Below are 22,706 nucleotides of genomic sequence, written 5' to 3' on the forward strand. Positions count from 1 at the left end.
CGTTCGTCGGCGCATACAGACATGTTGCCGCACGCCCTTGCATAATTAAAATAGTATTATTCGTTGTTTGTGATAGGCTGGGTCTATGCAGTTCTCCCTGCGGACCCTCAAATACATCGTGGCGATCGCCGACACCGGCGCGATGACGGAGGCCGCGCGTCAGCTCAACATCTCCCAGCCGTCGATTTCGAGCGCACTCAATGCCGCGGAAGAGGCCCTGGGCATCCAGCTTTTCGTGCGCCACCACGCCCGCGGCGTCACGCCGACCGTGGCGGGACGGCGCTTCGTCAACGAGGCCCGGCTCCTGCTCAAGCAGGCGCGGGATTTCGAGCGCAGCATCGATTCCCTGGGCGCCAGCATGACGGGCGAGATTACCGTCGGCGCGTTCGTCACGCTCGCCACGCGCTACATGCCCGGCCTGCTGTCAGAGTTCGCGACCAGGATGCCGGGGATCACCGTGCGGCTGAAGGAGGGCAACCAGCAGGAAGTGGTGGAGGATCTTCTGACGGGACGCACGGAGCTGGCGCTGGCCTACGCCTACGCACTGCCCAGCGAGATCGAGGGCGAGCGGCTGATCGATCTGCCGCCCTATCTCCTTCTGTCAGCGGACCATCCGGCGGCCTCGAAACCCGCAGTGAGCCTGAAGGAGGTCGCGGGCGAGCCCTTCATCCTGCTCGACCTGCCGCACTCGCGCGATTATTTCATGAACCTCTTCATGACCTGCGGCGTGCTGCCGAAGATCATCTACCGGTCGCAATCATACGAGCTGATCAGGGGGCTGGTGGGCCGCAGCTGCGGCTATACCATCCACAACGCGCTCCCCGGTACCTCGCTCACCTATGACGGGAGCTTCGTCACGGCCCGTCCCATCGTCGAGAAGCTGCCGGCGGTGCAGGTGATGTGCCTCCATCTCGGTCGCAGCAGGATGCGCCCGGCGGTGCAGACATTCGCACATTTCCTCGAGGAGGCCTTCGCGCCCGGCGGCATGTTCCACTCGGACACGCATCTCATGAGCCTCGATGCGAAGGCGCGGCGCGCCGAAGCTGCATATTGAGCAAACCGGTCAGAGGCCGTTCGTTTCCAGCAGCGGCCACCTGACCGGGTGCGCCGGGACTGTCAGCGCCCGGTCTTCGCCCGCCATGCATCGTATTTCTTCTGGTTCTCTTCCTTGGTGCAGGGATAAAGACCGATGATCGGCGAACCGGCCTTGACCTCCTCGAGCACGAAGGCCTCGAACGCTTCCATGCCGCTGCATTCCTCGGCGATCTCGTCGGCCAGATGGGCCGGGATGACGATGACGCCGTCACCGTCACCGACCACCACGTCGCCCGGGAAGACCGGCGCATCGCCGCAGGAGATCGGCACGTTGAGGTCGAGCGCCTCGTGCAATGTGAGGTTCGTCGGCGCGGAAGGCTTGGCATAGTAGGCGGGCATATCGAGCGCACCGATCCCCTCGGCGTCACGGAAACCTCCGTCCGACACCACGCCGGCCGCACCGCGCAGGGCGAGCCGCGTCAGGAGGATCGAGCCGGCGGTGGCCGCCCGGGCATCCTTGCGCGCGTCCATCACCAGCACATGGCCGGGCGGACATTCTTCGATGGCCACGCGCTGGGGATGATCGGGGTTGCGGAAGACGGTGATGGGGTTGCGGTCCTCGCGCGCGGGGATGTAGCGCAAAGTGAAAGCCTGCCCCACCATGTTCTCCTTCTTGGGGCTCACCGGCACCACGTCCTGGATGAACTGCTTGCGAAGGCCGCGCTTGTAGAGCGCAGTGGCAATGGAGGCGGTGGAGGCAGTCTTGAGCTTGGTGCGCGTTTCGTCGGAAAGGATGTAGTCGGTCATGGGATCCCTCAGAAGATGTCCGGTTCGCCAGCGGTGCGGCCGAAGTCGGTTTGCAGAAAGTTGAAGTCGCAGCCCTGGTCGGCCTGGGTCACGTGTTGCGAGAACATGTAGCCGTAGCCGCGCTCGAAACGCGGCGCCGGCGGCGCCCAGGCTTCCCGCCGGCGGGCGAGCTCGTCCTCGGCCACCAGCATGTCGAGCCGCCGGTTGGGCAGATCGAGACGAACGATGTCGCCCGTCTTCAGGAGGCCGAGCGGCCCGCCGATGTAGCTCTCGGGCGCCACATGCAAGATGCAGGCGCCGTAGGACGTGCCCGACATGCGCGCGTCCGAGATGCGCAGCATGTCCCGGTGGCCCTGCCGGATCAGGGCCTTCGGAATGGGCAGCATGCCCCATTCGGGAAAGCCCGGGCCGCCCTGCGGACCGGCGTTGCGCAGCACCATGACGTGATCGGGCGTGACGTCGAGGGTTTCGTCGTCGACGGCCGCCTTCATCTCCGGATAGCTGTCGAATACCAGAGCCGGGCCCTCGTGGACGTGGAATTTCGGATCGCAGGCGGCGGGCTTCATCACCGCGCCGTCCGGGCAGAGATTGCCGCGTAGCACCGCCAGCGAGCCCTCATGGTAGACGGGATTCGACAGGGGCCGGATGACGTCCTCGTTGTAGACCTGCACGCCTTCGAGGTTCTCTCCCAGGGTCTTCCCGGTGACGGTCATGACGGAGCAGTCGAGCCGGTTCTCAATCTGCTTCATCAGCGCGCTCAGGCCGCCCGCATAGTAGAAATCCTCCATGAGGTACTCCTTGCCGGCTGGGCGGACATTGGCGATGAGCGGCGTCGTCCGGCCGAGCGCGTCCAGATCGTCGAGCGTCAGGTGCACGCCGGCCCGCCGCGCCATGGCGATCAGGTGAACGACGGCGTTCGTGGAGCAGCCGGTCGCCATGGCAACGGTCGCCGCGTTGCGGCAGGCGGCCTCCGTGACGATCCTGTCGGGCGTCACCTCGTCCCAGACCATCTCGACGATCCGCCGCCCGCATGCGGCAGCCATGCGCTGGTGGCCGGAGTCGACGGCCGGGATCGAGGAAGCACCGGTCAGCGAAAGCCCCAACGCCTCGGCGATCGCCGTCATGGTCGAGGCCGTGCCCATGGTCATGCACGTACCGGCCGAGCGTGCGATGCCCGCCTGGATGCCCAGCCATTCGTCGTCGGTGATGTTGCCGGCGCGGCGCTCGTCCCAGTATTTCCAGGCATCGGAGCCCGAGCCGAGCACCTTGCCGGCATAGTTGCCGCGCAGCATCGGGCCGGCCGGCAGATAGATCGTCGGCACGCCAGCCGACAGCGCGCCCATGACGAGGCCGGGCGTGGTCTTGTCGCAGCCGCCCATCAGCACGACACCGTCGAGCGGGTGCGAGCGGATCATCTCCTCCGTCTCCATGGCAAGCAGGTTGCGGTAGAGCATGGAGGTCGGCTTGGTGAAGCTCTCGTCCACCGAGAGGGCGGGCATCTCCACGGCAAGGCCGCCAGCCTGGGCAACCCCGCGCTTCACGTCCTGCACGCGCTCGGGGAAATGCGAATGGCAGGTGTTCAGCTCCGACCAGGTGCTGAGCACGCCGATAATCGGCCGGTCGCGAAAGTCTTCCTCCGCGTAGCCGAGCTGCATCATGCGCGAGCGGTGTCCGAAGCTGCGCAAATCGTCGGGGGCGAACCAGCGTGCCGAACGCAGTCGCTTGGGGTCACGTGTGGGCATTGTCCTATCCAGTAAACGCAAAGATCAGCCAGACGACGAAGAGCGTCAGGACGACACCCGCCGCCTCCGGCCGGTTTCCGAAATCATGCCGGTCCCGCTCCTCTTCGTCGCTGAAGGCGGCCGCCGAGATCTCTTCGTCCTGCCGGGTCAGTTCAGGGTCGCTCATTTCAGCACCTCCTCAATCCAGCATGGCGGGAAGCCACAGTGCCAGGTCCGGAAAGAACAGGACCAGGAAAAGGCCTACCGCCTGTAGCGCGATGAAGGGAAGGACGGCGGCGAATATCTCCTGCAGTTCCACGCTCTTCGGCGCCACCGATTTGAGGAAGAAACAGGCCGGTCCGAAGGGCGGAGACAGGTAGTAGATCTGGATGTTCATGGCGAAGAGGACACCGAACCAGACCGGATCGAAGCCGAGATCGACCACCACCGGCGCAAAGATCGGCACGGTGATGAAGATGATGGCGATCCATTCGAGGAAGGTGCCGAGCACCATCACGATCAGCATCATGACGACGATCACCCAGATCGGCGCGATGTCCAGCGAGGTGAGCACCCCGCGCAGGAAATCGCCGCCGCCGATCCGATTGTAGATGCCGATCAGCGACACAGCGCCGAGCACGAGCCAGATGATCGAGCCGACCGTGAGCGCGGTCTGGCGCATGGCGTCGCGCGCCATCACCCAGGTGAGTTCCTTGCGCGCCGCGGCAACGAACAGGGCTCCTACGGCGCCGATGGCGGCTGCCTCGGTGACCGTGGCCACGCCGGAATAGATGACGCCGAGGACGGCGCCGATAAGAAGGCCCGGCAGGATCACGCCCTTCAGGAACTTCAAGCGCTTGAAAAAGGGCAGACCGGTCTCGGGGATGTCGTAGATCGGCGCCATCTGGGGACTGATGCGCACGCGAACGAGGATGTAGGTGATGTAGAGCGACGCCAGAATCAGGCCCGGCACCGCCGAGGCCGCGAAAAGCTTTGTGATCGAGACCTGCGCGGCAAGCCCGTAGATGATCAGCACCACGGACGGCGGAATGAGGGTGGCGAGCGCCCCGGCGGCGCAGATGATGCCGATCGACAGCTTGCGGTCGTAGCCGAGCCGCAGCATCTGCGGCAGGGCGATCAGGCCGAGCATGACGATCTCGCCGCCCATGATGCCCGACATGGCGGCAAGGACCACGGCCACGATGCAGGTCTGCACGGCGACCGAGCCGCGAAAGCGCCCGCCCATGATGGCCATGGAATCGAAGAGCGACTTGGCGATGCCCGAGCGCTCCAGCACATTCGCCATGAAGACGAAGAAGGGAACGGCGATGAGCTCGTATTTGTGCAGGACCTCGGTGACGTTCGCGGCGACGATGAAGAAGCCCGCGCGCTCGCCGAAATAGAGGATCGCGGTGACCAGCGAGACGGTGAGCGTGGTGATGCCCAGCGGCACGCCGAGCGCCATGAGCGCCAGCAGTGACAGGACGATGAGAAGGGTGATGGTCTCAATGCCCACCGTCCACCTCCCCCTCGGTGCGCTGCGCCCACCGGATGACATTGGCCAGGAGTTGCAGCAGGTAGAGAACGCAACCGACGACAAGCAGGACCTTGAGATAGCTCGGCTGGATCGAGTTCATCGCGGTGCCGGAGCGCTCAGGCCGCTCGAACACCTTCATTGCCGGATCCCACAGTGCCAGCGTGAGAACGAAGACGGCGCCGATGGATATCAGCATCTGGAAGAGACGGAACAGGCGCCAGACACGCGGACCGACCAGCAGCTCCAGCATGGTGATGGAGATGTGGCGGTTGCGCTGGGTCACATATCCGACCGAAAGCACCCAGGCGCTCGCGCAAAGCGCCATCGCCAGCTCGATGCTCCACACCGTCGGGCTATCGAAGCCGTAGCGCATCACCACCTCGAAGGCGGAAACCGCGACGCAGGTGAAAAGGAGAACCGAACAGGCCTGGCCGATGAAGACGCTGAACCTGTCCATGTACCCCGCGTAGGAAGCAAGAGCGCGCCTCATCGCGCATCCCCCGGACATCTATAGGAAGAAGGGGGCGCCGCCTGGCATTTGTGCAGGCGGCGCGTGAGCGGAGGCCTATTCGCCGAACAGGCCGATCTCGGTCATGTAGGAGATGTTCGCGTCGAGCGCCTCCTTGGCGAGATCGGATTTCTCGGCGTAAATCTCCCACTGCTCGCGGGCCACGACCCTCAGCTGATCGCGGTCCTCCTGCGCCCAGTCGATGACCTCGATATCGTCGGTGGCGTCGTCGCGGGCCGCAAGCTCGGCGTCCTGTTTCGAAACCTCGGCGGCCATGGCGTACATGGCCTCGTACCACCAGTCACGCAACGCCTGCTGGTCCGCCTCCGAGAGCGCGTCCCACTTCGCCTTGTTGATGGTGAACTGCATCGACGGCATGGAGTGGATGCCCGGATAGAGCGGATAGGGCGCCACGTCGTGCATGCCGGTTGCGTCGTTGTTCACATAGGCGGAGGCGTCCGCCGCATCGACGATACCCTTCTCCAGCGCGCCGAAGACCTCCGAAAAGGGGATCGACACGGGCGAAGCGCCGGCCCCCTGGAAGACGGCTGCCGCCAGGCCTTCGGGAGAGCGGATCTTCTTGCCTTCAAGGTCCTCGAAAGTGCGGATCGGCACGCGGGCAACCAGCGCCTCGCGCGAATAGGGGCCGCAAGCCACCACGTGAACCTCGCCGCCGGTCACGGCATCGGCCGCCTTCTGCATCACAGCCTCGCCGCCGCCCTCGCGGCAGAAATCGAGCATCTGCTCCGGCGTGTCATAGCCCGAGATCAGGTCGCCCATGATGGCGTAGGCCGGCTCGAGACCGGAGAAATAGTTCACCGACGTGAAGTCGCCGTCAAGCACGCCGGCCGCGACGGCTTCCGGCGTGTCCTTTGCCGGAACGACGGAACCGTTCGGCGTAAAGACGATTTCAACGCGGCCCTCGGTCATCTCCTCGATCTTGGGCAGCCAGTTCTCTGTCATGTACTTGGTCGAGAAGTCGCCTGCGTTGAAAGAGGTCTGGATATTGAACGTCTCGGCGTGGGCGGCTCCGGCCAGAAGCGAGACGGATGCCGCCAGGAACGCGGTTCTTGCGAATGCCATATTGTCCTCCCTGGAATAGTGACGAGACCGACACGGCCCCGCAACTCTAATGCACTAAAATATTAGTGCATTTACGTCAAGCGACGTGTATAGGAATGGGCGAGATTCATGCACGCAAAAAGCGGCTGATACGATGAGAGAGAACATTGCCCTGACCGCCGAGAGGGAAGCGTTTCCGGGCGCGCACCAGCGCACACGGATCAAGCGCGTCTCCGTCAGCCAGCAGATTCACGAAGCGCTGCGTGAGCGAATCATCTCGCTCGAACTCGCCCCGGGGCAGAACCTCTCACGCGCCGAAATCGCCGAGCACTATGGCGTCAGCCAGACGCCGGTACGCGATGCGATGCTCAAGCTCGAGGAGGAAGGCCTTCTCGTGATCTATCCGCAATCGCGAACCCAGGTCTCAAAGATCGATGTCGAACAGGCACGCGAGACTCAGTTTCTGCGCCTGTCGATCGAACTGGAAGTGATGCGGCGGCTGGCGGCGAAAGGCGAAAAGGAGGCTGTTTCGAGCGCACGCAAGGTATTCGCCCTGCAACAGGCCGCGCTGGAGGCGGGTGAGATCGAGCGCTTTTCAAGGCTCGACCGGTTCTTTCACGAAGCACTTTGCCAGGCCGTCGGCGTGGCCAATCTCTGGCAGCTCGTCACCGCGCGCTCCGGGCACATCGACCGCCTGCGCAACCTCAACCTGCCGGAACCCGGCAAGCCCGCCAACATCCTGTTCTACCACCAGCGCATCCTCGAAGCGATCGAGGCCGGCGATACGGCGGCCGCGCAATCGGCGGTGCGCGAGCACCTGTCGGGCACGCTCGGCGCCGCCGACCAGATCATGGCACAATATCCGGAGTATTTCTGACGCGGGGCCGGCCCCGGCCCGCTTCCTGCCTATCCGCCCCTTGCGGGAATCTGCGCCACCATCAGCACCGTATCGCCGCGATAGGTACAGATGTCGTTGTCCGGCAACGTCTTCGATGCCGTCTCCACAAAACCGTGGCGGGCGTAGAAGGCGCCCGCGCGCGGGTTCTCGGAGAAGTACTGCACGCTCATGCGGGCAAGACCGAGGGCCCGGGTCCGGTCTTTTGCCGCGTCGATGAGCCGGGCGCCGATCCCGGTCGACCGCCAGGGTGCGAAGACGGCGAAGGCGTTGATGTACCAGCTGCCCGGCACGAGACGCTCCAGGACGATGAAAGGCCGCAGGAGCGGATCGATCTCGGCGAGATCGGTCTCGTCGGCTTCCAGCGGATAGCCGAGGATCATGCCGACGACGGCGCCTTCCCTTTCGGCCACGATGGCGTTGCGCCAGGAAAAACCGCCCTCCTCACGCATCGCGCGACGCGTGCCGACGTCGATCGGCGCCTCGCCGGGCGCCGCGTGAGCGGACCAGAGCCATTGCGGAATGCCTGCGCCCGCGATGGCCATCAACTCGGCCAGAACGCGTGCGTCGCCGGGCACTGCATCGCGGATCAGGACAGGGTTCACATGGTCGAGCATGGCGACCTCAACCGTGCGCGCACAAGGATCGTGTTCATTGCTCGCTCCTCCTCCTTCGGCATGGGGAGCGAACCTGATAGGCCCCGGCGGGGCTTCTTATAAGAGCGGAATGGGACAAGGCCGGGGCTTTTCGGCCATCTATGGCGGAATAGACGAAGACGTTTGGGGCGTTCGCCACGGGAAAGGCATGATCGCTTCAAACCCGTATCGCGTTGAGCGCCGAGGCGGGACTTGGTAGGTGTTCACAATCGAGGGGCAGGTACGGCCGTGGAAATTATCGCGACAATCCTCGTTCTCATTCTTTCGGTCGTGATCAGCGGCGCGATTGCACGCGCCTTGCCTGTTCCGCTGCCGCTGCCTGTCGTCCAGATCGGCCTGGGGGCGTTCCTGGCCGCCATCGCCGATCTCAAGGTGGAGTTGCACCCGGACGTCTTCTTCCTCCTGTTCCTGCCGCCACTCCTGTTTCTCGACGGCTGGCGGATCCCAAAGGAGGGCCTGCTGCGGGACAGGGAAACCATCCTGGCGCTGGCTTTCGGCCTGGTGGTTTTCACCGTTCTCGGGCTGGGCTTCTTCATTCATTGGATGATCCCGGCAATGCCGCTCGCGGTGGCGTTTGCGCTTGCTGCCGTCATTTCCCCGACGGATCCCGTGGCCGTTTCGGGGATAGCCGCGCGCGTGCCCGTTCCCAAGCGGCTGATGCATGTGCTGGAGGGCGAATCGCTGCTCAACGATGCATCCGGTCTCGTCTGCATGCGGTTTGCCGTGGCGGCGGCACTGACCGGGGCGTTCTCTCTCGTCGACGCCGTCGGCACCTTCCTCTGGCTCGCCACGGGCGGCGTCGCAATCGGCATCGGCGTGACGTGGGGCGTCACAAAGGTGCAGGAAATGGTGGCGAGACGGATTGGGGAGGAAGTGGGCGCACACATCCTGGTCAGCTTGCTCATCCCCTTCGGCGCCTACCTTCTTGCCGATCGGTTGGGCTGCTCGGCGATTCTCGCCGCGGTCGCAGCCGGGATCACCATGAGCTACGCTGACCAGTCGCGCGCGGGACTGGCTTCGACGCGCGTCAACAGGACGGCCGTGTGGGATACGCTCCAATTCGCGGCGAACGGCACGATCTTCGTCCTGCTCGGCGAACAGATCCCCGACATCATCGGCGATGCCAGTGAAGCGGTGAGCGAGGCAGATCACTTCGATCCGGCCCTGCTCGCGATCTACGTCCTGGCCATTACGGGCATGCTGGCGCTTCTGCGCTTCGTCTGGGCCTGGGTGACGTTGCGCTTCATTCTGTTTCGCGCGTCCCGTCAAAGCCAGCGTGTGCGCAGTCCCGGCTGGCGCCTGCTGGCCGCCACGACACTGGCGGGCGCTCGCGGCGCCGTCACCCTGGCGGGCGTTCTGACCCTGCCTCTTGCCATGACCGACGGCGCGCCCTTTCCCGCGCGCGAACTCGCCGTCTTTCTTGCGGCCGGCGTCATTGTCGTCTCGCTGCTGGCGGCGAGCATAGGTCTGCCTTTCGTTCTGAAGGGACTGAAACTACCGCCCGAGCCTTCCCTCCAGGAGAAGGAGGACCGGGCGCGGGTCGCCGCTGCCGAAGCGGCAATCAAGGCCGTGACACGCGCACAGCGCGCACCGGATGCGCGATATGGAGACGGCGAGCTCTACACCGAGGCTGGCGCGCGCGTGATTGAAGCCTATCGCCTGCGCATCGACGGCAACACGAAAACCGGCGACGAAGCGGAGCGCGCCCGCGCCATCGACCGGGTCGAGCGCGAACTGCGCCTCTCGGCACTGCGGGCCGAGCGGGACGAACTCTTCCGTCTACGCCGGATGCGCGAGATCTCGGAAGAGCAGGCGCGCGAGCTCATACGCGAGATCGACCTGCTCGAGACGCACCTCACCGCATCCTGACCCGCAGCCGGCACCACGCCCCGGCCGCGGCGCGTCGATTCACGCGAGCGTGTTCTTGTGGATCCGGCCGTCCTTGACGATGACCTTGAGGTTTTCCTCCGGATCCATCAGGAAATCGAGATCCTGCGTGGGATCGCCCTCGGCGATCAGGAGATCGGCGAAGGCCCCCGGCTCGATAACGCCCAGATTGCCGTCATAGGGATTGCGCGGACCACACATGCGGCAAAGCTCGCCATTGTTGCCGGTGACGATGCTGAGCAGTTCGAGCGGATCGTAGAAGCGCGTGAGCTTGGCGATCTGCCGCCCGTGATTCGGCAGTTGCTGCGGCCCGAACAGGATGTCGGTGCCCCAGGCGGTCTTGATATCGAACTTCTTGAGCAGTTCTCCGTAGACCCGCACCGTGCCCTTGGATATCTCCTCCTGCTGCGCACGCTGCTCAGGCGTGGGCTTCACGTTGGCATCCTCGTCGGCCAGGAAGGGCTGAAGACTCCACCAGATGCCTTCATCGGCAATCATGCGTGCCGTCTCCTCGTCGGCCAGCTGGCCATGCTCGATGCACTTCACACCGGCGCGGATGGCGCGCTGAATGCCACGCGGCACGTAGACGTGGACGGTGACATAGGTGCCCCAGTCCTCCGCCGCCCGCACCGCCGCCCGCAGTTCTTCCTCCAGGAACTGCGTGCTGTCGATCGGGTCGAAAAAGGACGAGACGCCGCCTCCGGCGGCGAGCTTTATCTGGGTCGCGCCCAGCATGAGGTTTTCGCGTACGGACTGCAAAACCTCCGCCTCGCCGTCGGCGAGCGACGACATCCCCGCAACCTCCGCATAGCTGCGCGGCGTCGTGTTCCCGCGCGGAAGCTCGTTCGGAAAGCGGAAATCGCCATGGCCGGAGGTCTGCGAGACGATCGAACCCGAAGGATAGATGCGGGGACCGTTGATGATTCCGCGATCGATCGCCGTCTTCAATGCGAAGGCGGGGCCGCCCGCATCGCGCACGGTGGTGAAGCCGCGCATCAGCGTCCGCTCGGCTTCGCGGGCCGCGACGAGATGGAGGTATGCGGTCTGCGCGGTGAAGGCTTCCAGTTCGCTGATCGCGCACATGGTCGAATGCCAGTGCGCGTCTATCAGACCCGGCATGGCCAGCCTGCCGCCGCAGTCCACGACCTCGGCATCCTCCACGCTCTCGGCGGCACCCGGCAGGGCGTCGATCCTGTTGCCCTTGACGAGAATGTTGACCCCTTCCCGGACGGTCTGGTTCACGCCGTCGAAGAGCCGCAGATTGGTGAACAGGAGCGGCCGTTCGGGCGCGGCGGGCTGCTCGCCCAGGGCATGGGCGGAACGCATCTCCATGAACGGCGCCACGACGGCGGCGACACCGCCGAGCACGAACATGCGGCGTTTCAGATCAGTGCCGAGGCGTTCGCTGAGCGCGCGCGCCTGGGGACTGCAACAGGCGCAGGGGGTATTGGAAACGGCAGTGGCTTCCTCGCAGAAAAAGCCACTCGGCGTACGGGGACCGGAAAGATACATGCTACCCTCACTCGTTCGGTAATTTCAGCCAGTGATGCCGCCACGCGTCCCCCGGGCACCATGCGGTGAACCGATCAGAACCTCACCGTCACGCCGACCAGGGGTCCGCCCATCTCCACATCCAGGTTGAGCCCGTCCTTGTCATAGTCGAAGGCCATGTGCCGGTATCCCGCGGATACGAAGAACTTGTCCGTCACCCGGTAGTTAATTGTGCCGACCGCCTGCCAGGTGATGTCGGATCCGGCACCGAATCCGCCCACGTCGGCATAGCCGATCAGCGACCAGTCGGGCGTGAGCTGAAGCCTGGCGCGGGCGCCGATGATGGGATCGACCCATGTGCGCGTCTCGGAAGCGCTGGTCGGCAGGTGCGGGAAATGCGGAATATGAACCGGGATGTCGATCTCCGCCTCCACGTGCCACAACCGGGCACCGCCCAGAAGGTCGAGAACGAATTGCGGCTGGTCGATCACCGAATATCCGCCGGCCACCGTCATGGACGACTGCGATATCTTCACATCGACCGGCACGTGCACGGAAGGAATGGTGATTCCGCCGACGTGGATCGAGGGAATCGTGAAACTGTGGTCCTCGGTCAGGTTGGCGTAGGTGAAATCGCCGAAGATGACGAAACGGTCCTTGCGTGCCGTCGCATTCATGAAGAATGCTGCGTCGAGGTTGTCCAGGATCTCACCCAGGGACCTGTCGAAGTGAACCGGCGGCAACCGGGAGATCGGCTGGACGTCCCCGCCCAACCCGGGACCCCAGATGTAGGGCGTCACCTGGAAGCGCCAGGAATCATCCGCATGCGCCGCGCCCGCGGCAAACCAGGCGCAAATCCCGAGTAGCAGCCGCCCCTTCATCAAATCCCTCATCGCAAATCGATCAATATAGACGATGTATTCCTCGCTTATGATATCATCATTTACTCCTGATGACATCCCGATCCGCGAATGTATGACCACTTCCTAACGTCTGCGTTGATATTCCGTAAGCCTATGTCGCTGTCATTAAAGCACAGACCTGCAGCGACGACAGATCCGCGCGGAAGGCTCATATCCGCGCCGCCCTGGCGACCAGACGCAAAAGGTGCGTCTGCGGCGAGTTGCGCGGCCAGATGAAGCCGATCTCGCGTTGCGGAGACGGCTCCGGCAGCTCGACCCGGTTCAGTTCTATTCCCTCCGGCCAGGGGCCGACCCAATCGGGGATGATGGAAACGCCGAGGCCCCGTCCTACAAGCACCGCGATGGCGTCCAGCGCGTCCATCTCGTAGCGGATGTCGGGCTCCAGGCTGTGCGCGTCGAGCCATATCTGCGGTAGCCGCCCGCCCCATTGCTGGCGGTCGTAGCGGATATAGTGCCAGTCCTTCAAAATCGCCGCGCAGTCGGTGCGCGTCTCGGATTTCGGCACGAGCATGACCAGCGGATCCCGCCGCCAGGCGCGGAACTCCCATCCCTTGGGCAATTCGAAGGCCGGCCGGATGATCGCCGCCGCGTCGAGATAGCCCGCCTGCGCCCGGTCGTAGAGCTCGCTCGAGGTGCCCGGCTCCACGAAGACATGCAGGTCGGGATGCTCGCTTGCGAGCGTGCTCAGCACTTCCGGCAGGAGTCCGGTGAGCACGGTGGCGATCGCGCCGATCCGCAGCCGGCCGCCCGTCACCGTTCCGGCGACGGCTGCGCGCAGGCTGCGGTACTCGCGCAGGAACTGCTCGCTGCGGGTCAAAACCGCATAGCCCGCCTCGGTCGGCCGCACCGTACGCCCCGAACGTGTGACGAGCCGCACGCCGAACTCCTCTTCCAGCGCCCGGATGCGCTGGGCGACGGCGGTGGCGGTGAGGTTGAGCTGATGGGCGGCTCCGGCGAAGGAGCCGCGGCGGGCGACTGCTAGAAGCGTCTCGATATAGCGCGTATCCAAACCGAAATCTTTTTTCTGTTTGATCGCAGAAAAACATAGTTTCCCCTTTGCTATAACCCGCCTCACCGCACAAGGAAACAGGAGGGATCCGTGGATCTGGGAATTGACGGAAAGGTTGCGCTGGTGCTCGGGGCCGGAGGCGGTCTGGGTGGGGCGATCGCCGAGGCACTTGCCCGAGAGGGCGTGAAGGTGGCCGTGGCCGACATCGACAAGGATGCGACGGAAAAGACCGCGAAAGCCACTGAGACGGGGGGCGGCACGGCGATGCCGCTGACCTGGGACCTCGGACGACTCGACGTCGTCGAACCGAACGTGGCAAGCATCGAAAAGACGCTCGGACAGGTGGATATCCTCGTCTCCGTGACCGGCGGACCGCCGCCCGGAGGCGTGGCCGGCCAGTCGCCCGAGACTTGGCGCAAGTTCTTCGAATCCATGGTGCTGTCGGTCTTCGCCATCACCGATCGGGTGTTGCCCGGCATGAAGGCGCGCGGGTGGGGCCGCGTCATCACATCCACCTCCTCCGGCGTCGTCTCGCCCATCCCCAATCTGGGCATCTCCAACGCGCTGCGCAGCACATTGGTCGGCTGGTCGAAGACGCTTGCCGGCGAAGTCGGGCGCGACGGGATCACCGCCAACATCGTCATGCCGGGCCGGGTCGCCACCAAACGCATCACCTTCCTCGACGAGCAGAAGGCCAAGCGCGAGGGGCGCAGCGTCGACGAGGTGCGCGAAGAGAGCCTCGCCTCCATTCCCGCGGGCCGCTACGGCGATCCGCGCGAATATGGCGACGTCGTCGCCTTCCTGGCGAGCGAACGCGCCTCCTACATCAACGGAAGCAGCATCCGCGTCGACGGCGGCTACATCTCGAGCATCTGACCTTCCGCACAATCGAGAAAGGAAAACGCGCACATGACACTTTCGCCCGAAGCGATCGAAACCCTCAAGAACGTCACCACGGCAACACTGACGACCATCCTCCTGAAGAAGGGTCTGCGCAACGTGTGGATCCGCGGCGCCATGCCGCTCGAGGAAGACCAGGAACGGCTGGTCGGCCCCGCCTTCACCCTGCGCTTCGTCCCCGCACGCGAGGACCTCGCCACGCCGGCCGCCTGGAGCAAGCCCATTTCCACGCGCACGGCCATCGAGGACATGCCGGAGGGCTGTATCGCCGTGATCGATGCCATGGGCATCACCGATGCCGGTGTCTTCGGCGACATCCTCTGCGCGCGAATGCGCAAACGCGGGGTTTCCGCCCTGATCACGGATGGTGTGGTGCGCGACGGCAAGGGTGTCCTCGGCACAGGCCTGCCCGTCTGGGCGCGCGGGGTCGCAGCACCGCCCTCCGTCGCCGGCCTGACCTTCGTCGGCTGGGGCGAGACGATCGGCTGCGGCGGTGTGGCGGTCATTCCCGGCGACATCATCGTCGCCGATTCCGACGGCACGGTGGTCATCCCGCAGGCGCTCCTCGAGGAGGTGTTGGCGGAGGCGCCGGCGCAGGAGGAGATGGAAGGCTGGATCGTGGAGGAGGTCGAGGGCGGGGAAAAGCTGCCGGGCCTCTATCCCATGAACGAGGAGACGAAGGCACGCTACGCGGGCTATCTGAAGGAGAAGCAGGGACGGACGTCATGAGCTTCGGCACGCAAACCCGAGGCGTCTACGCGATCGCGCCGACGCCCTTCCTTCCGGACGGAAGCCTGGACGAGGCCTCGCTTGCCCGCATGACGGCGTTCTATGCGCAGGCGGGCTGCGACGGGCTGACGATCCTGGGCATCATGGGCGAAGCACAGAAGCTCGAACCCGAGGAATCGCTGACGGTCGTCCGCGAGGTGGTTGCCCACGCGGGCGGCATGCCGGTCGTGGTTGGCGTCTCAGCGCCCGGCTTCGCCGCCATGAAGCGGCTGGCGCACGAAGCCATGGGGCTGGGCGCGGCCGGCGTGATGATCACGCCGCCCGCCGCCATGCGCACCGACGACCAGATCGCCGGCTATTTCCGGCAGGGGGTGGCGCAGATCGGCGAAGACATCCCCTTCGTCCTGCAGGACCATCCGACCGCCACCGGCGTGATCATGTCGAACGCGGTGGTGCGCCGCATCATCACGGAAAACCCGTCCTGCGTGATGCTCAAGCACGAGGACTGGCCGGGCCTCGAAAAGATCAGCGCGCTGCGCAACTGGGAAGGACAAGGCGAACTGCGCCACGTCTCCATCCTTTGCGGCAACGGCGCCCTCTTCCTCGACTTCGAGATGGAGCGCGGCGCCGACGGCGCGATGACCGGCTATGCCTTCCCCGAGATGCTGATCGATGTCGTTCGGATGGGCCGGGCGGGCGACCGGGAGGCCGCGCACGACCTCTACGATGCCCATCTGCCGCTCCTGCGCTACGAGCACCAGGCGGGCGTGGGGCTTGCCGTGCGGAAGTATGTTCTGGCGAAGCGGGGCGTCATCGCCCATGCGGATCTGCGGGTCCCCGGAGCGGCCCTTTCGCAGAAGGCGCGGGCGGAGGTGGATTTCCTTCTCGCCCGGCTGGCGCGGCACGACCCCCGCGCCGCCCAATGAAAAATCGCGGTGCATCGCCGCGCTGAAAAAGCATGGCGTGCAGCCGCACGGGATGTGTCGGCGGCGATCTTGCCCGCGGATTCGCATGGAGCGGCGCCCCGGCAATAGCCCGTGCGCCCATTCGGACGCACAAAGGAGTTTGCGGCCTTCGAACCTGCACATCGTGCTTTTGGAAACCGGTCTTCGGAAAGAACGAAGACTCTAGCCGCCCGCCATTGCGCTCGCGAATTCGGCTCTGAGTTCGTCCGCGCGGTCGGCATAGCGCGGCGAGAAATGCATCGGAAAGGCTTCCGCCACACCCGCCAGCCGGGCGATCGAGCCGGCTTGCGCCGCCGTCAGGTGCTTCTTCGATGCGGCAAGCAGCCGGTCTTCCTCCAGAAATCCAGCCTCGATGTACAGGCGGTCGGCTCCGTGCGCGAGCGCCACCAGCCGTTTCGTGTTGAGCTCGGTGAAAGCGAGGTCGGTGGCATAGACGATCCGCTGACCGGCACCGGTTCTCAGCGCGCCCGCCTCCAGCAGATCCCGGATGGTGACCTGCCGGCCGTCGGCCGGCGAAAGACGCCGCGACAGGTCCCCGCGACGCACCGACCGCTTTGCCTCCGTCAGCCACGGCCCCACCGGCAGACCGAGTGCGTCCAGCCGCGCCTTGTGCACATTGACGCGCGTCTTTTCCTGAAAGGTGAAAGCGAGCGAGGGGACCCCGTGATCGAGCACCGCCGCCTCAATCGTGAACTCCGGATCGTCCATGAGAGCCATGCCGTTCAGCGAGGGCGGCGCGATCTCCTGCCGCCGGAAGGCGTCGCGCGCACGGAAGAGACTGGCGTGCATGAATCCACCCTCCGCCCAGTCGGACGCCGAAAGCGAAAAGTCGCGCGATTCGGCGTCCAGCAGGTTCCAGGTATAGGCGCGCAGCTTGGATTCCACGGCATCGGCCAGCCCGGGAGGCCCGACGAGATCGACCCTGGCGTCGCGGTAGAGACTGAGGCGCAGCAGCCGGTCGAAGGCGGCGAAGTGATCCATGTGCATGTGCGACACGAACACCTGTGTCACGCGCGCGATCTCACGGGGTGAAAGCGGCGCCAGGTCGCCGATGTCGAACAGCAATGCGCGCCTGCCGAAGCGGAAGTCGAGATAAAGGACCGGGTCGGCGAAGGGATCGCCCGCGAGGCGCGGATGGACCAGAAGGACGCTCATCTGCCGTCGGCGGGTGTCCGCGCTCCCCGTGAAGTCACTCCTTGATAGCAGGCACTCACATTGCCGGCACATCCCGTAACGCAATGCATATCGGTGCTCCCTTGTCTGCACTTCAACGCCCGGGCGAAGGCGCTTGGTTCCGAACAGGGTTGCGGTCTGCCGGTCCCTCGAATGGCCAATTGCGCGATCGGGCTTGCCGGGAGGCGGACGACCCGCTATCTACTGTTCTGCCGCGTTCTGGCGGGCAGTTGTTCGGTGACCGGGCCCCTCTGGCGGAAGTGGCGGCGCTTTCGCGATGTCGGCACCGCGACCTTTTCCAGCCGCCTGGATTCACTTCAAACATCATGGATAGCAGGACCACTCTTCAAAGAGAGGCCGCGTCTGCAGGTTCCGGGACGTCCCTCCTGTATTATTTCAGGTGGGCCTTCATCGTCACGGCGCTCGGACTCGTCCTCGGCGCCTTCCTTGGATGGGAGATGACCGGCACCGTGGGCGGCACGCTCACCATCTTTCTCATCTGCTGCGTTCTCGCCGTTCTCGAAATTTCCCTGTCTTTCGACAACGCAATCGTCAATGCCAACAAGCTCAAGGACATGCGCCCCGAATGGCAGCGCCGGTTCCTGACCTGGGGCATTCTGATTGCGGTTTTCGGCATGCGGATCGTCTTTCCGCTGCTGATCGTGGTGATCGCCGCCAAAATCGGGCCATGGCAGGCGATTCTCCTGGCTGCCACGGAACCCTCGGAATATGCGCGCATCATGCGCGAGGCGCATCTGCCGATCGCCGCCTTCGGCGGCACCTTTTTGATGATGGTCGGCCTGTCCTTCTTCTTGGACCACGAGAAGGACGTGCACTGGGTGCAGTGGCTGGAACGGCGGTTGGCGAAATACGCCACCATCCGCGGCATCGAGATCGCTTTCGTGCTGATCCTGATCCTGACCTTCTCGCGGCTGCTCGGTGGCGAGGAAGCGCGCGTCTTTCTCAGCTCTGCCATCTGGGGGCTGTTGACCTTCCTCCTGGTGGAGGTGGTGGGCGCGTTCCTGGACCGCGCGCAGGAAACCATGAGCAGTGCCGCCAAGGGAGGTCTCGGCGCCTTCCTCTATCTCGAGGTTCTCGACGCCTCCTTCTCCTTTGACGGCGTGATCGGCGCCTTCGCGCTCACCCAGAACCTCTTCATCATCGCCATCGGTCTGGGCATCGGCGCCATGTATGTCCGCTCGATGACCATCATGCTGGTCGACAAGGGCACGCTCGCCCAATATCGCTATCTCGAACATGGCGCCTTCTACGCGATCATCGCGCTGTCGGTGATCATGTACACCCAGTCCCTCGTGCACATTCCCGAGCTGATCACCGGCCTCGGCGGCGCGGCTCTGATCGGGCTATCGTTCTGGTCCTCGGTGCGCTGGAACAGGGTGAATGGTACGGCCGAAAAGTAAAGCGGCCGGCCCGTCCCTTCGGAACGAGTGCGCCATCCCGGAACCCGGAAAACTCCGGGATGGCGCCCGACGGGCAGGGGGATTCCCCATCCGCTTCAGCGGTCCTCACCCTCGACCGCTTCCATGATCCGCCCGAGCAGCGCGTGGAGATCGTCGCGGTGGCCGCTGCGGCCGGCCGGACTGTTCGTGTCGGAGGTCATGACCACAGTCAGGCCCTGCCCCGGCACAACATAAAGCATCTGGCCGCCATAGCCCCAGCCGTAATAGACGTCCTCACCGGCGATGCGGCGCATGAACCAGCCATAGCCATACCCGTCCCCGGTAAAGCGTGAGGCGGTGCGCCGCTGCCATGAGGCCTCGATCCAGCGCGCCGGCACGAGCTGCTCGCCATCGCGGCTGACGCCGCCGTTGCGATAGAGCTCGCCGAAGGCAAGCAGCGAGCGCGGGCTCATGGACATCTGATTGCCGCCGAAATAGATGCCCTGCGGGTCACGATCCCATGCGGCGATCGAAAAACCCTCCTGCGGCCCCAGCCATTCCCGCGCGAGCGCCAGCGTCGAGCGGCCCGTCAGGCGCGTGAGAATCGCCGACAAGAGATGGGTCGAACCTGTGGAATAGAGCATGGCGCCGCCCGGCTCGTCATCGAACGGCATGGCGAGCGCCGCCCGCACCCAATTGTCGCTCGCCACCCAGCGCCCGTAATTCGGGCCGGAGGTGCGGCCGAGCCCGGCCTGCATGGAAAGAAGGTGACCGACGGTGACCTCCTGCAATCTCGGGTCCGGGTCCGCGGGAAGATCGTCCGGAAGCAGTTCGGCGATTTTCTGTTCGGTGCCCTCGAGCACGCCTTTATCAATGGCGATGCCGACGAGCGCGGACATGATGGATTTCGACGCGGACTTGATGTTGGCGGAGCTTTCCGGAGAATGGCCGCGATAGCCGCGCTCGGCGACGATGGCGCCCTCGTGCGCCACGACGACGCTGTGCAGCGGCGTGAGCTCCTCGGCATCGTCGAGAATGGGTTCGAGCCGCTCTTCCAGCCCCTCCGCGGCACGCGCCGCGACGGAGAAAACGAGCAGAAAAAAGACGGGAACCAGGAAAGATCTATGGCGCATGGTGATCGGCTAAGTGCCGTTTCCGGCGAGAATGGGGGTGCGCTGCAAAAATCCGACATTTCACGGTAATGTGAGGCGTGGCGCCGCGGCGGCTGGCGTTCAGGCGTGCAAGCGACATCGGTATTAACCCGATTTACCGACTGGTCGAATGTCGAGGCCCGGATAAGATGATCTCGAACCGTAAAGGGAGTCCGTCCGTGCCCGTCATCCGCCTGCTCTTCGCCACGGGTTTCATGGCCGCGCTGTGTGCGCCGGCAGGGGCCTATTCCAACGCCACGGAATACCTCATTACCCAGGAGATCGCCGCGGCCTGCGAGGGCCGCCCGGGCGAGATCGATCCGGCCGCCGTGATCGAAAAGGACCTGACGGGCGATGGAGAAACCGATCTCGTCCTGAGCCACGAGGGGATCGGCTGCGCCGGCCCGGGACCGTCGCGCAGCATCTTCTGCGGCGCGCAGCTTTGCACGGTGAACTTCTACGTCCGGCGCGGGGGATTGTTGCATCTGGAACGGGAAATGCTGGGTGCCGGCGTCAGCGTCGAGGATGGCGCCACCCCGCGAATCCGGATGCATGGGGCTGGCGGGCGTGCCGGGACCGTGCAGTGGGATGGGCGGTCCTTTCAATAGCGTCCGACATGCGGAAAGGGAACGTCCCGGCGCGGCCACGGCATCAATGCTCGTCGCGCCGCCGCGCTTCGGCGGCATGCCACTGGCGGTCGATCGTGCCTTCCTGTGCCTTGTGGAAATATTGCGAGCAAACAAGCCATCCCTTCAAAGGCCTCAACAACAGAAGGCAGGCGCCGACCGTAAGCGGCAGGGTGGTGAACAGGTGAGCCCAGATCGGCGGCTCGAACGTGAACTGGAACCAGAGCGCGAACGCAAGGGCCGGGACCGCGGCAATGCTCATTGCGAAGAATGCCGGCCCATCCGCCGGATCCGCGAAGCCGAAGTCCAGGCCGCAGACGTCACACCTGTCGGCGAGCTTGAGATAGCCGGCGAACAGATGGCCCTGTTGGCACCGCGGGCATCTGCCGCGGATGCCGGTCACCGCGGGGACCTCGGTCTCGTTATATTCTTCACTGCTCATCGGCTCGCTCCGGCCCAAACAACCCGGCCCCTTCATCGTTCCGGCCCGGCTCCGCCGCAACCCGCCCATCTGTCGCGCGACAAAGGGCCACCTTCCGGAACTTCCCTGCGCGGGTCTCGTTCCCCGAACAGCGGCTTCAATATCGGTTGGCGCCCCCCTGTTCCCGCTGGATAGAGCCGCAGCGCACGCTTGAGACAGGACGATGCCGAAAAATGCATTGCTGATTTCGACCGTAATCCTTGCAGCCTCGATGCTGTCGGGCTGCATCTATGACAGCGGCTATTACTCCGACGACCATGACGGCTTTCGCAGCCGCGGCGTCTATGCAGCCGGCGGCGTGGTGCTGGGCCAGCATGTCCTTGGCGCGGGAGATCGTCCACGCCCCGCGCACGGTGACCGGCCGTTGCGTCGGGAAGACGCCGGCCACTTGCAAACCCAACCTTGCACCGGCTCCCGGCACCGTCCGTATTGCCGATCGCCCGTGCAGGTGCGATGATCTCTTTTTCGGTTCCGGCTGAGATGGAAGAACCTGACATGCACGATTGCGCCGTTGTGCAACCTTCCCGCCTTTTGCCGGTTAACCGCGCTGGAGGATCTCGACATGGATACCGCCCAGTTTGATCTACCCGTCCGCATCCTCGTGCGGAGCGGCGACCCGGTGATGGAGATATACAGCGCCGAGGAAGCGTGCGACTTCCTCATGGGCTGGCCGGTACAGGACGGCCCCATCTTCGAGCGCGCCATGGCCGCCTGTCTTGCTGCCAGCGCCAACCCCGGCGTGGGCGAGGAGGCGCGAAAAAGCTTTACCACCTTTGCCCGGACGGCCGGTATCCTCGCCCGGGACGTCCCGCTCGACAGCCTTTACGAAGGCGAGCGGTTGAAGCAGCTGCGGGAGTAGTCAGCCGCTGGCGCGGGCCGCCAGTTCGGCTTGCGCCGGTTCGCATTTCGTCCGGGTTCCGCCGCGCATCCATCCGCCCATCACCTTCAGATCGCGTTCCAACTCCGCTCCAGAACCGCGACCCAGTTGTTGAAGCAGATCTTCCTGACCTCCTCGGCGTGATAACCGTGCTGGCCGAGGGCGTCGGCAAGGCGCGGGAGACCGGCGACGTCGCCGATGGCTGCGGGGATCACTGCGCCGTCGAAATCGGAACCGAGCCCCACCCCGTCAATGCCCAGCCTTTCGACCAGATGATCGACATGGCGCAGGAGAAGATCGAGGGAGGTGTCGGCGTCCATGCGGCCATCCGTGCGCAGAAAGGCCGTCGCGTAGTTGACGCCCACGAGCCCGCCGCTCTCGCGAATGGCGTCGAGCTGGCCGTCGGTGAGATTGCGCGCATGCGGGCTGATCGCATGGGCATTGGAATGGGAGGCGACCAGTGGCGCATCGCTCAATTCCGCCACATCCCAAAAGCCCTTCTCGGTGATGTGCGAAAGATCGACGACAATCCCCAGGCGGTTGCACTGACGCACCAGTTCCCGGCCGAGATCGGTGAGGCCCGGCCCGGTATCAGGCGAGGATGGAAAGCGAAAGGGCACGCCATGGCCGAAGGCGTTGGCCCGGCTCCATACGGGACCGAGCGAACGCAGTCCCGCCCTGTACAGCACCTCCAGATTGCGGAAATTGCGGTCGATCGCCTCCGCGCCCTCCATGTGCAGCACGGCGGCGAGCGCGCCGTCGGCCTTCGCGCTGCGGATATCCGCGGCGGACCGGCAGACGCGGAGCCCGCCCTTGGAGCGCCGTTCGAGCCGAAACAGGATGCCGGCCATCGCCACGCTCGCCGCAAGCGCC

The 22,706-nt window shown here is 64.9% G+C and carries 24 protein-coding genes; 10 read left to right on the top strand and 14 right to left on the bottom strand.

What is annotated here, in order from left to right:
* Positions 1-85 precede the first annotated feature (85 nt).
* Complete coding sequence (locus ACFP9U_RS02195) at positions 86-1,054, top strand: LysR family transcriptional regulator (protein ID WP_378618689.1); 969 nt, start codon at positions 86-88, stop codon at positions 1,052-1,054.
* Between the two features lie 62 nt (positions 1,055-1,116).
* Here the strand turns inward: ACFP9U_RS02195 and ACFP9U_RS02200 are convergent, their stop codons facing one another.
* The 6 genes from ACFP9U_RS02200 to ACFP9U_RS02225 form a co-directional block, all read right to left on the bottom strand.
* Complete coding sequence (locus ACFP9U_RS02200; protein WP_378618690.1) at positions 1,117-1,842, bottom strand: ribonuclease activity regulator RraA; 726 nt, start codon at positions 1,840-1,842, stop codon at positions 1,117-1,119.
* Between the two features lie 8 nt (positions 1,843-1,850).
* Entirely contained in the window at positions 1,851-3,584 is a 1,734-nt protein-coding gene (gene araD / locus ACFP9U_RS02205) for an L-arabinonate dehydratase (protein WP_378618692.1), read from the bottom strand.
* Between the two features lie 4 nt (positions 3,585-3,588).
* A complete protein-coding gene (locus ACFP9U_RS02210; protein WP_322453832.1) occupies positions 3,589-3,750 on the bottom strand; it encodes a hypothetical protein in 162 nt (53 codons plus the stop codon).
* Between the two features lie 12 nt (positions 3,751-3,762).
* Positions 3,763-5,079 carry a TRAP transporter large permease gene (locus ACFP9U_RS02215; protein WP_378618694.1) on the bottom strand — a complete coding sequence of 439 codons (1,317 nt, stop codon included), beginning with the start codon at positions 5,077-5,079 and terminating at the stop codon, positions 3,763-3,765.
* Positions 5,069-5,557 (bottom strand): TRAP transporter small permease subunit, encoded by a 489-nt coding sequence (locus ACFP9U_RS02220; protein WP_378618695.1) that lies wholly within the window; start codon positions 5,555-5,557, stop codon positions 5,069-5,071. Before ACFP9U_RS02220 ends, ACFP9U_RS02215 begins: the two co-directional genes overlap by 11 nt.
* A gap of 108 nt (positions 5,558-5,665) precedes the next feature.
* Entirely contained in the window at positions 5,666-6,691 is a 1,026-nt protein-coding gene (locus tag ACFP9U_RS02225; protein WP_378618697.1) for a TRAP transporter substrate-binding protein, read from the bottom strand.
* 133 nt (positions 6,692-6,824) lie between these two features.
* Here ACFP9U_RS02225 and ACFP9U_RS02230 point away from each other — a divergent pair, with 133 nt between their 5' ends.
* Positions 6,825-7,547: a GntR family transcriptional regulator gene (locus tag ACFP9U_RS02230; protein ID WP_378618698.1), complete on the top strand. Its 723-nt coding sequence runs from the start codon at positions 6,825-6,827 to the stop codon at positions 7,545-7,547.
* A 29-nt stretch (positions 7,548-7,576) separates the two neighbouring features.
* On the opposite strand, the gene ACFP9U_RS02235 is transcribed toward ACFP9U_RS02230, so the two are convergent.
* Positions 7,577-8,182, bottom strand: a complete 606-nt coding sequence (locus ACFP9U_RS02235) for a GNAT family N-acetyltransferase (RefSeq protein ID WP_378618700.1) — start codon at positions 8,180-8,182, stop codon at positions 7,577-7,579.
* Positions 8,183-8,449: 267 nt separating this feature from the next.
* Between ACFP9U_RS02235 and ACFP9U_RS02240 the strand changes: the two genes are divergently transcribed.
* On the top strand, positions 8,450-10,090 hold the full coding sequence (locus ACFP9U_RS02240) for a Na+/H+ antiporter (protein WP_378618701.1): 1,641 nt from the start codon (positions 8,450-8,452) through the stop codon (positions 10,088-10,090).
* A 39-nt stretch (positions 10,091-10,129) separates the two neighbouring features.
* Here ACFP9U_RS02240 and ACFP9U_RS02245 read toward each other — a convergent pair whose 3' ends face one another.
* The 3 genes from ACFP9U_RS02245 to ACFP9U_RS02255 all read right to left on the bottom strand — a co-directional run bounded on the left by ACFP9U_RS02245 (position 10,130) and on the right by ACFP9U_RS02255 (position 13,531).
* Positions 10,130-11,620, bottom strand: a complete 1,491-nt coding sequence (locus tag ACFP9U_RS02245; RefSeq protein ID WP_378618703.1) for a metal-dependent hydrolase family protein — start codon at positions 11,618-11,620, stop codon at positions 10,130-10,132.
* A 74-nt stretch (positions 11,621-11,694) separates the two neighbouring features.
* A complete protein-coding gene (locus ACFP9U_RS02250) occupies positions 11,695-12,480 on the bottom strand; it encodes a hypothetical protein (protein ID WP_378618704.1) in 786 nt (261 codons plus the stop codon).
* 190 nt (positions 12,481-12,670) lie between these two features.
* Positions 12,671-13,531, bottom strand: a complete 861-nt coding sequence (locus ACFP9U_RS02255; RefSeq protein ID WP_322453841.1) for a LysR family transcriptional regulator — start codon at positions 13,529-13,531, stop codon at positions 12,671-12,673.
* Between the two features lie 90 nt (positions 13,532-13,621).
* Between ACFP9U_RS02255 and ACFP9U_RS02260 the strand changes: the two genes are divergently transcribed.
* From ACFP9U_RS02260 to ACFP9U_RS02270, 3 genes are read left to right on the top strand one after another with little or no spacing between them, the layout of a single operon-like run.
* Complete coding sequence (locus tag ACFP9U_RS02260; protein WP_378618706.1) at positions 13,622-14,407, top strand: SDR family oxidoreductase; 786 nt, start codon at positions 13,622-13,624, stop codon at positions 14,405-14,407.
* A 33-nt stretch (positions 14,408-14,440) separates the two neighbouring features.
* On the top strand, positions 14,441-15,160 hold the full coding sequence (locus ACFP9U_RS02265) for a ribonuclease activity regulator RraA (protein WP_378618708.1): 720 nt from the start codon (positions 14,441-14,443) through the stop codon (positions 15,158-15,160).
* Entirely contained in the window at positions 15,157-16,086 is a 930-nt protein-coding gene (locus tag ACFP9U_RS02270) for a dihydrodipicolinate synthase family protein (protein ID WP_378618709.1), read from the top strand. The genes ACFP9U_RS02265 and ACFP9U_RS02270 overlap by 4 nt, the downstream gene beginning before the upstream one ends.
* Before the next feature lie 201 nt (positions 16,087-16,287).
* Here the strand turns inward: ACFP9U_RS02270 and ACFP9U_RS02275 are convergent, their stop codons facing one another.
* Positions 16,288-17,280 (bottom strand): ribonuclease Z, encoded by a 993-nt coding sequence (locus ACFP9U_RS02275; RefSeq protein WP_378618711.1) that lies wholly within the window; start codon positions 17,278-17,280, stop codon positions 16,288-16,290.
* A 344-nt stretch (positions 17,281-17,624) separates the two neighbouring features.
* On the opposite strand from ACFP9U_RS02275, the gene ACFP9U_RS02280 reads away from it, so the two are divergent.
* A complete protein-coding gene (locus ACFP9U_RS02280) occupies positions 17,625-18,719 on the top strand; it encodes a DUF475 domain-containing protein (protein ID WP_378618712.1) in 1,095 nt (364 codons plus the stop codon).
* A 95-nt stretch (positions 18,720-18,814) separates the two neighbouring features.
* Here the strand turns inward: ACFP9U_RS02280 and ACFP9U_RS02285 are convergent, their stop codons facing one another.
* Entirely contained in the window at positions 18,815-19,831 is a 1,017-nt protein-coding gene (locus tag ACFP9U_RS02285; protein ID WP_378618714.1) for a serine hydrolase domain-containing protein, read from the bottom strand.
* A gap of 197 nt (positions 19,832-20,028) precedes the next feature.
* Here ACFP9U_RS02285 and ACFP9U_RS02290 point away from each other — a divergent pair, with 197 nt between their 5' ends.
* On the top strand, positions 20,029-20,457 hold the full coding sequence (locus ACFP9U_RS02290; protein WP_378618716.1) for a hypothetical protein: 429 nt from the start codon (positions 20,029-20,031) through the stop codon (positions 20,455-20,457).
* 43 nt (positions 20,458-20,500) lie between these two features.
* Here ACFP9U_RS02290 and ACFP9U_RS02295 read toward each other — a convergent pair whose 3' ends face one another.
* Complete coding sequence (locus ACFP9U_RS02295) at positions 20,501-20,917, bottom strand: DUF983 domain-containing protein (RefSeq protein WP_378618717.1); 417 nt, start codon at positions 20,915-20,917, stop codon at positions 20,501-20,503.
* 202 nt (positions 20,918-21,119) lie between these two features.
* Between ACFP9U_RS02295 and ACFP9U_RS02300 the strand changes: the two genes are divergently transcribed.
* Entirely contained in the window at positions 21,120-21,413 is a 294-nt protein-coding gene (locus tag ACFP9U_RS02300) for a hypothetical protein (protein WP_378618719.1), read from the top strand.
* Positions 21,414-21,518: 105 nt separating this feature from the next.
* Entirely contained in the window at positions 21,519-21,815 is a 297-nt protein-coding gene (locus ACFP9U_RS02305) for a DUF982 domain-containing protein (RefSeq protein ID WP_378618720.1), read from the top strand.
* 86 nt (positions 21,816-21,901) lie between these two features.
* Here ACFP9U_RS02305 and ACFP9U_RS02310 read toward each other — a convergent pair.
* The coding region (locus ACFP9U_RS02310; RefSeq protein ID WP_378618722.1) for a dipeptidase at positions 21,902-22,706 on the bottom strand (805 nt) is incomplete at its 5' end.

This window comes from Nitratireductor sp. GCM10026969, assembly GCF_042660605.1.
Taxonomy (GTDB): Bacteria; Pseudomonadota; Alphaproteobacteria; order Rhizobiales; family Rhizobiaceae; genus Chelativorans.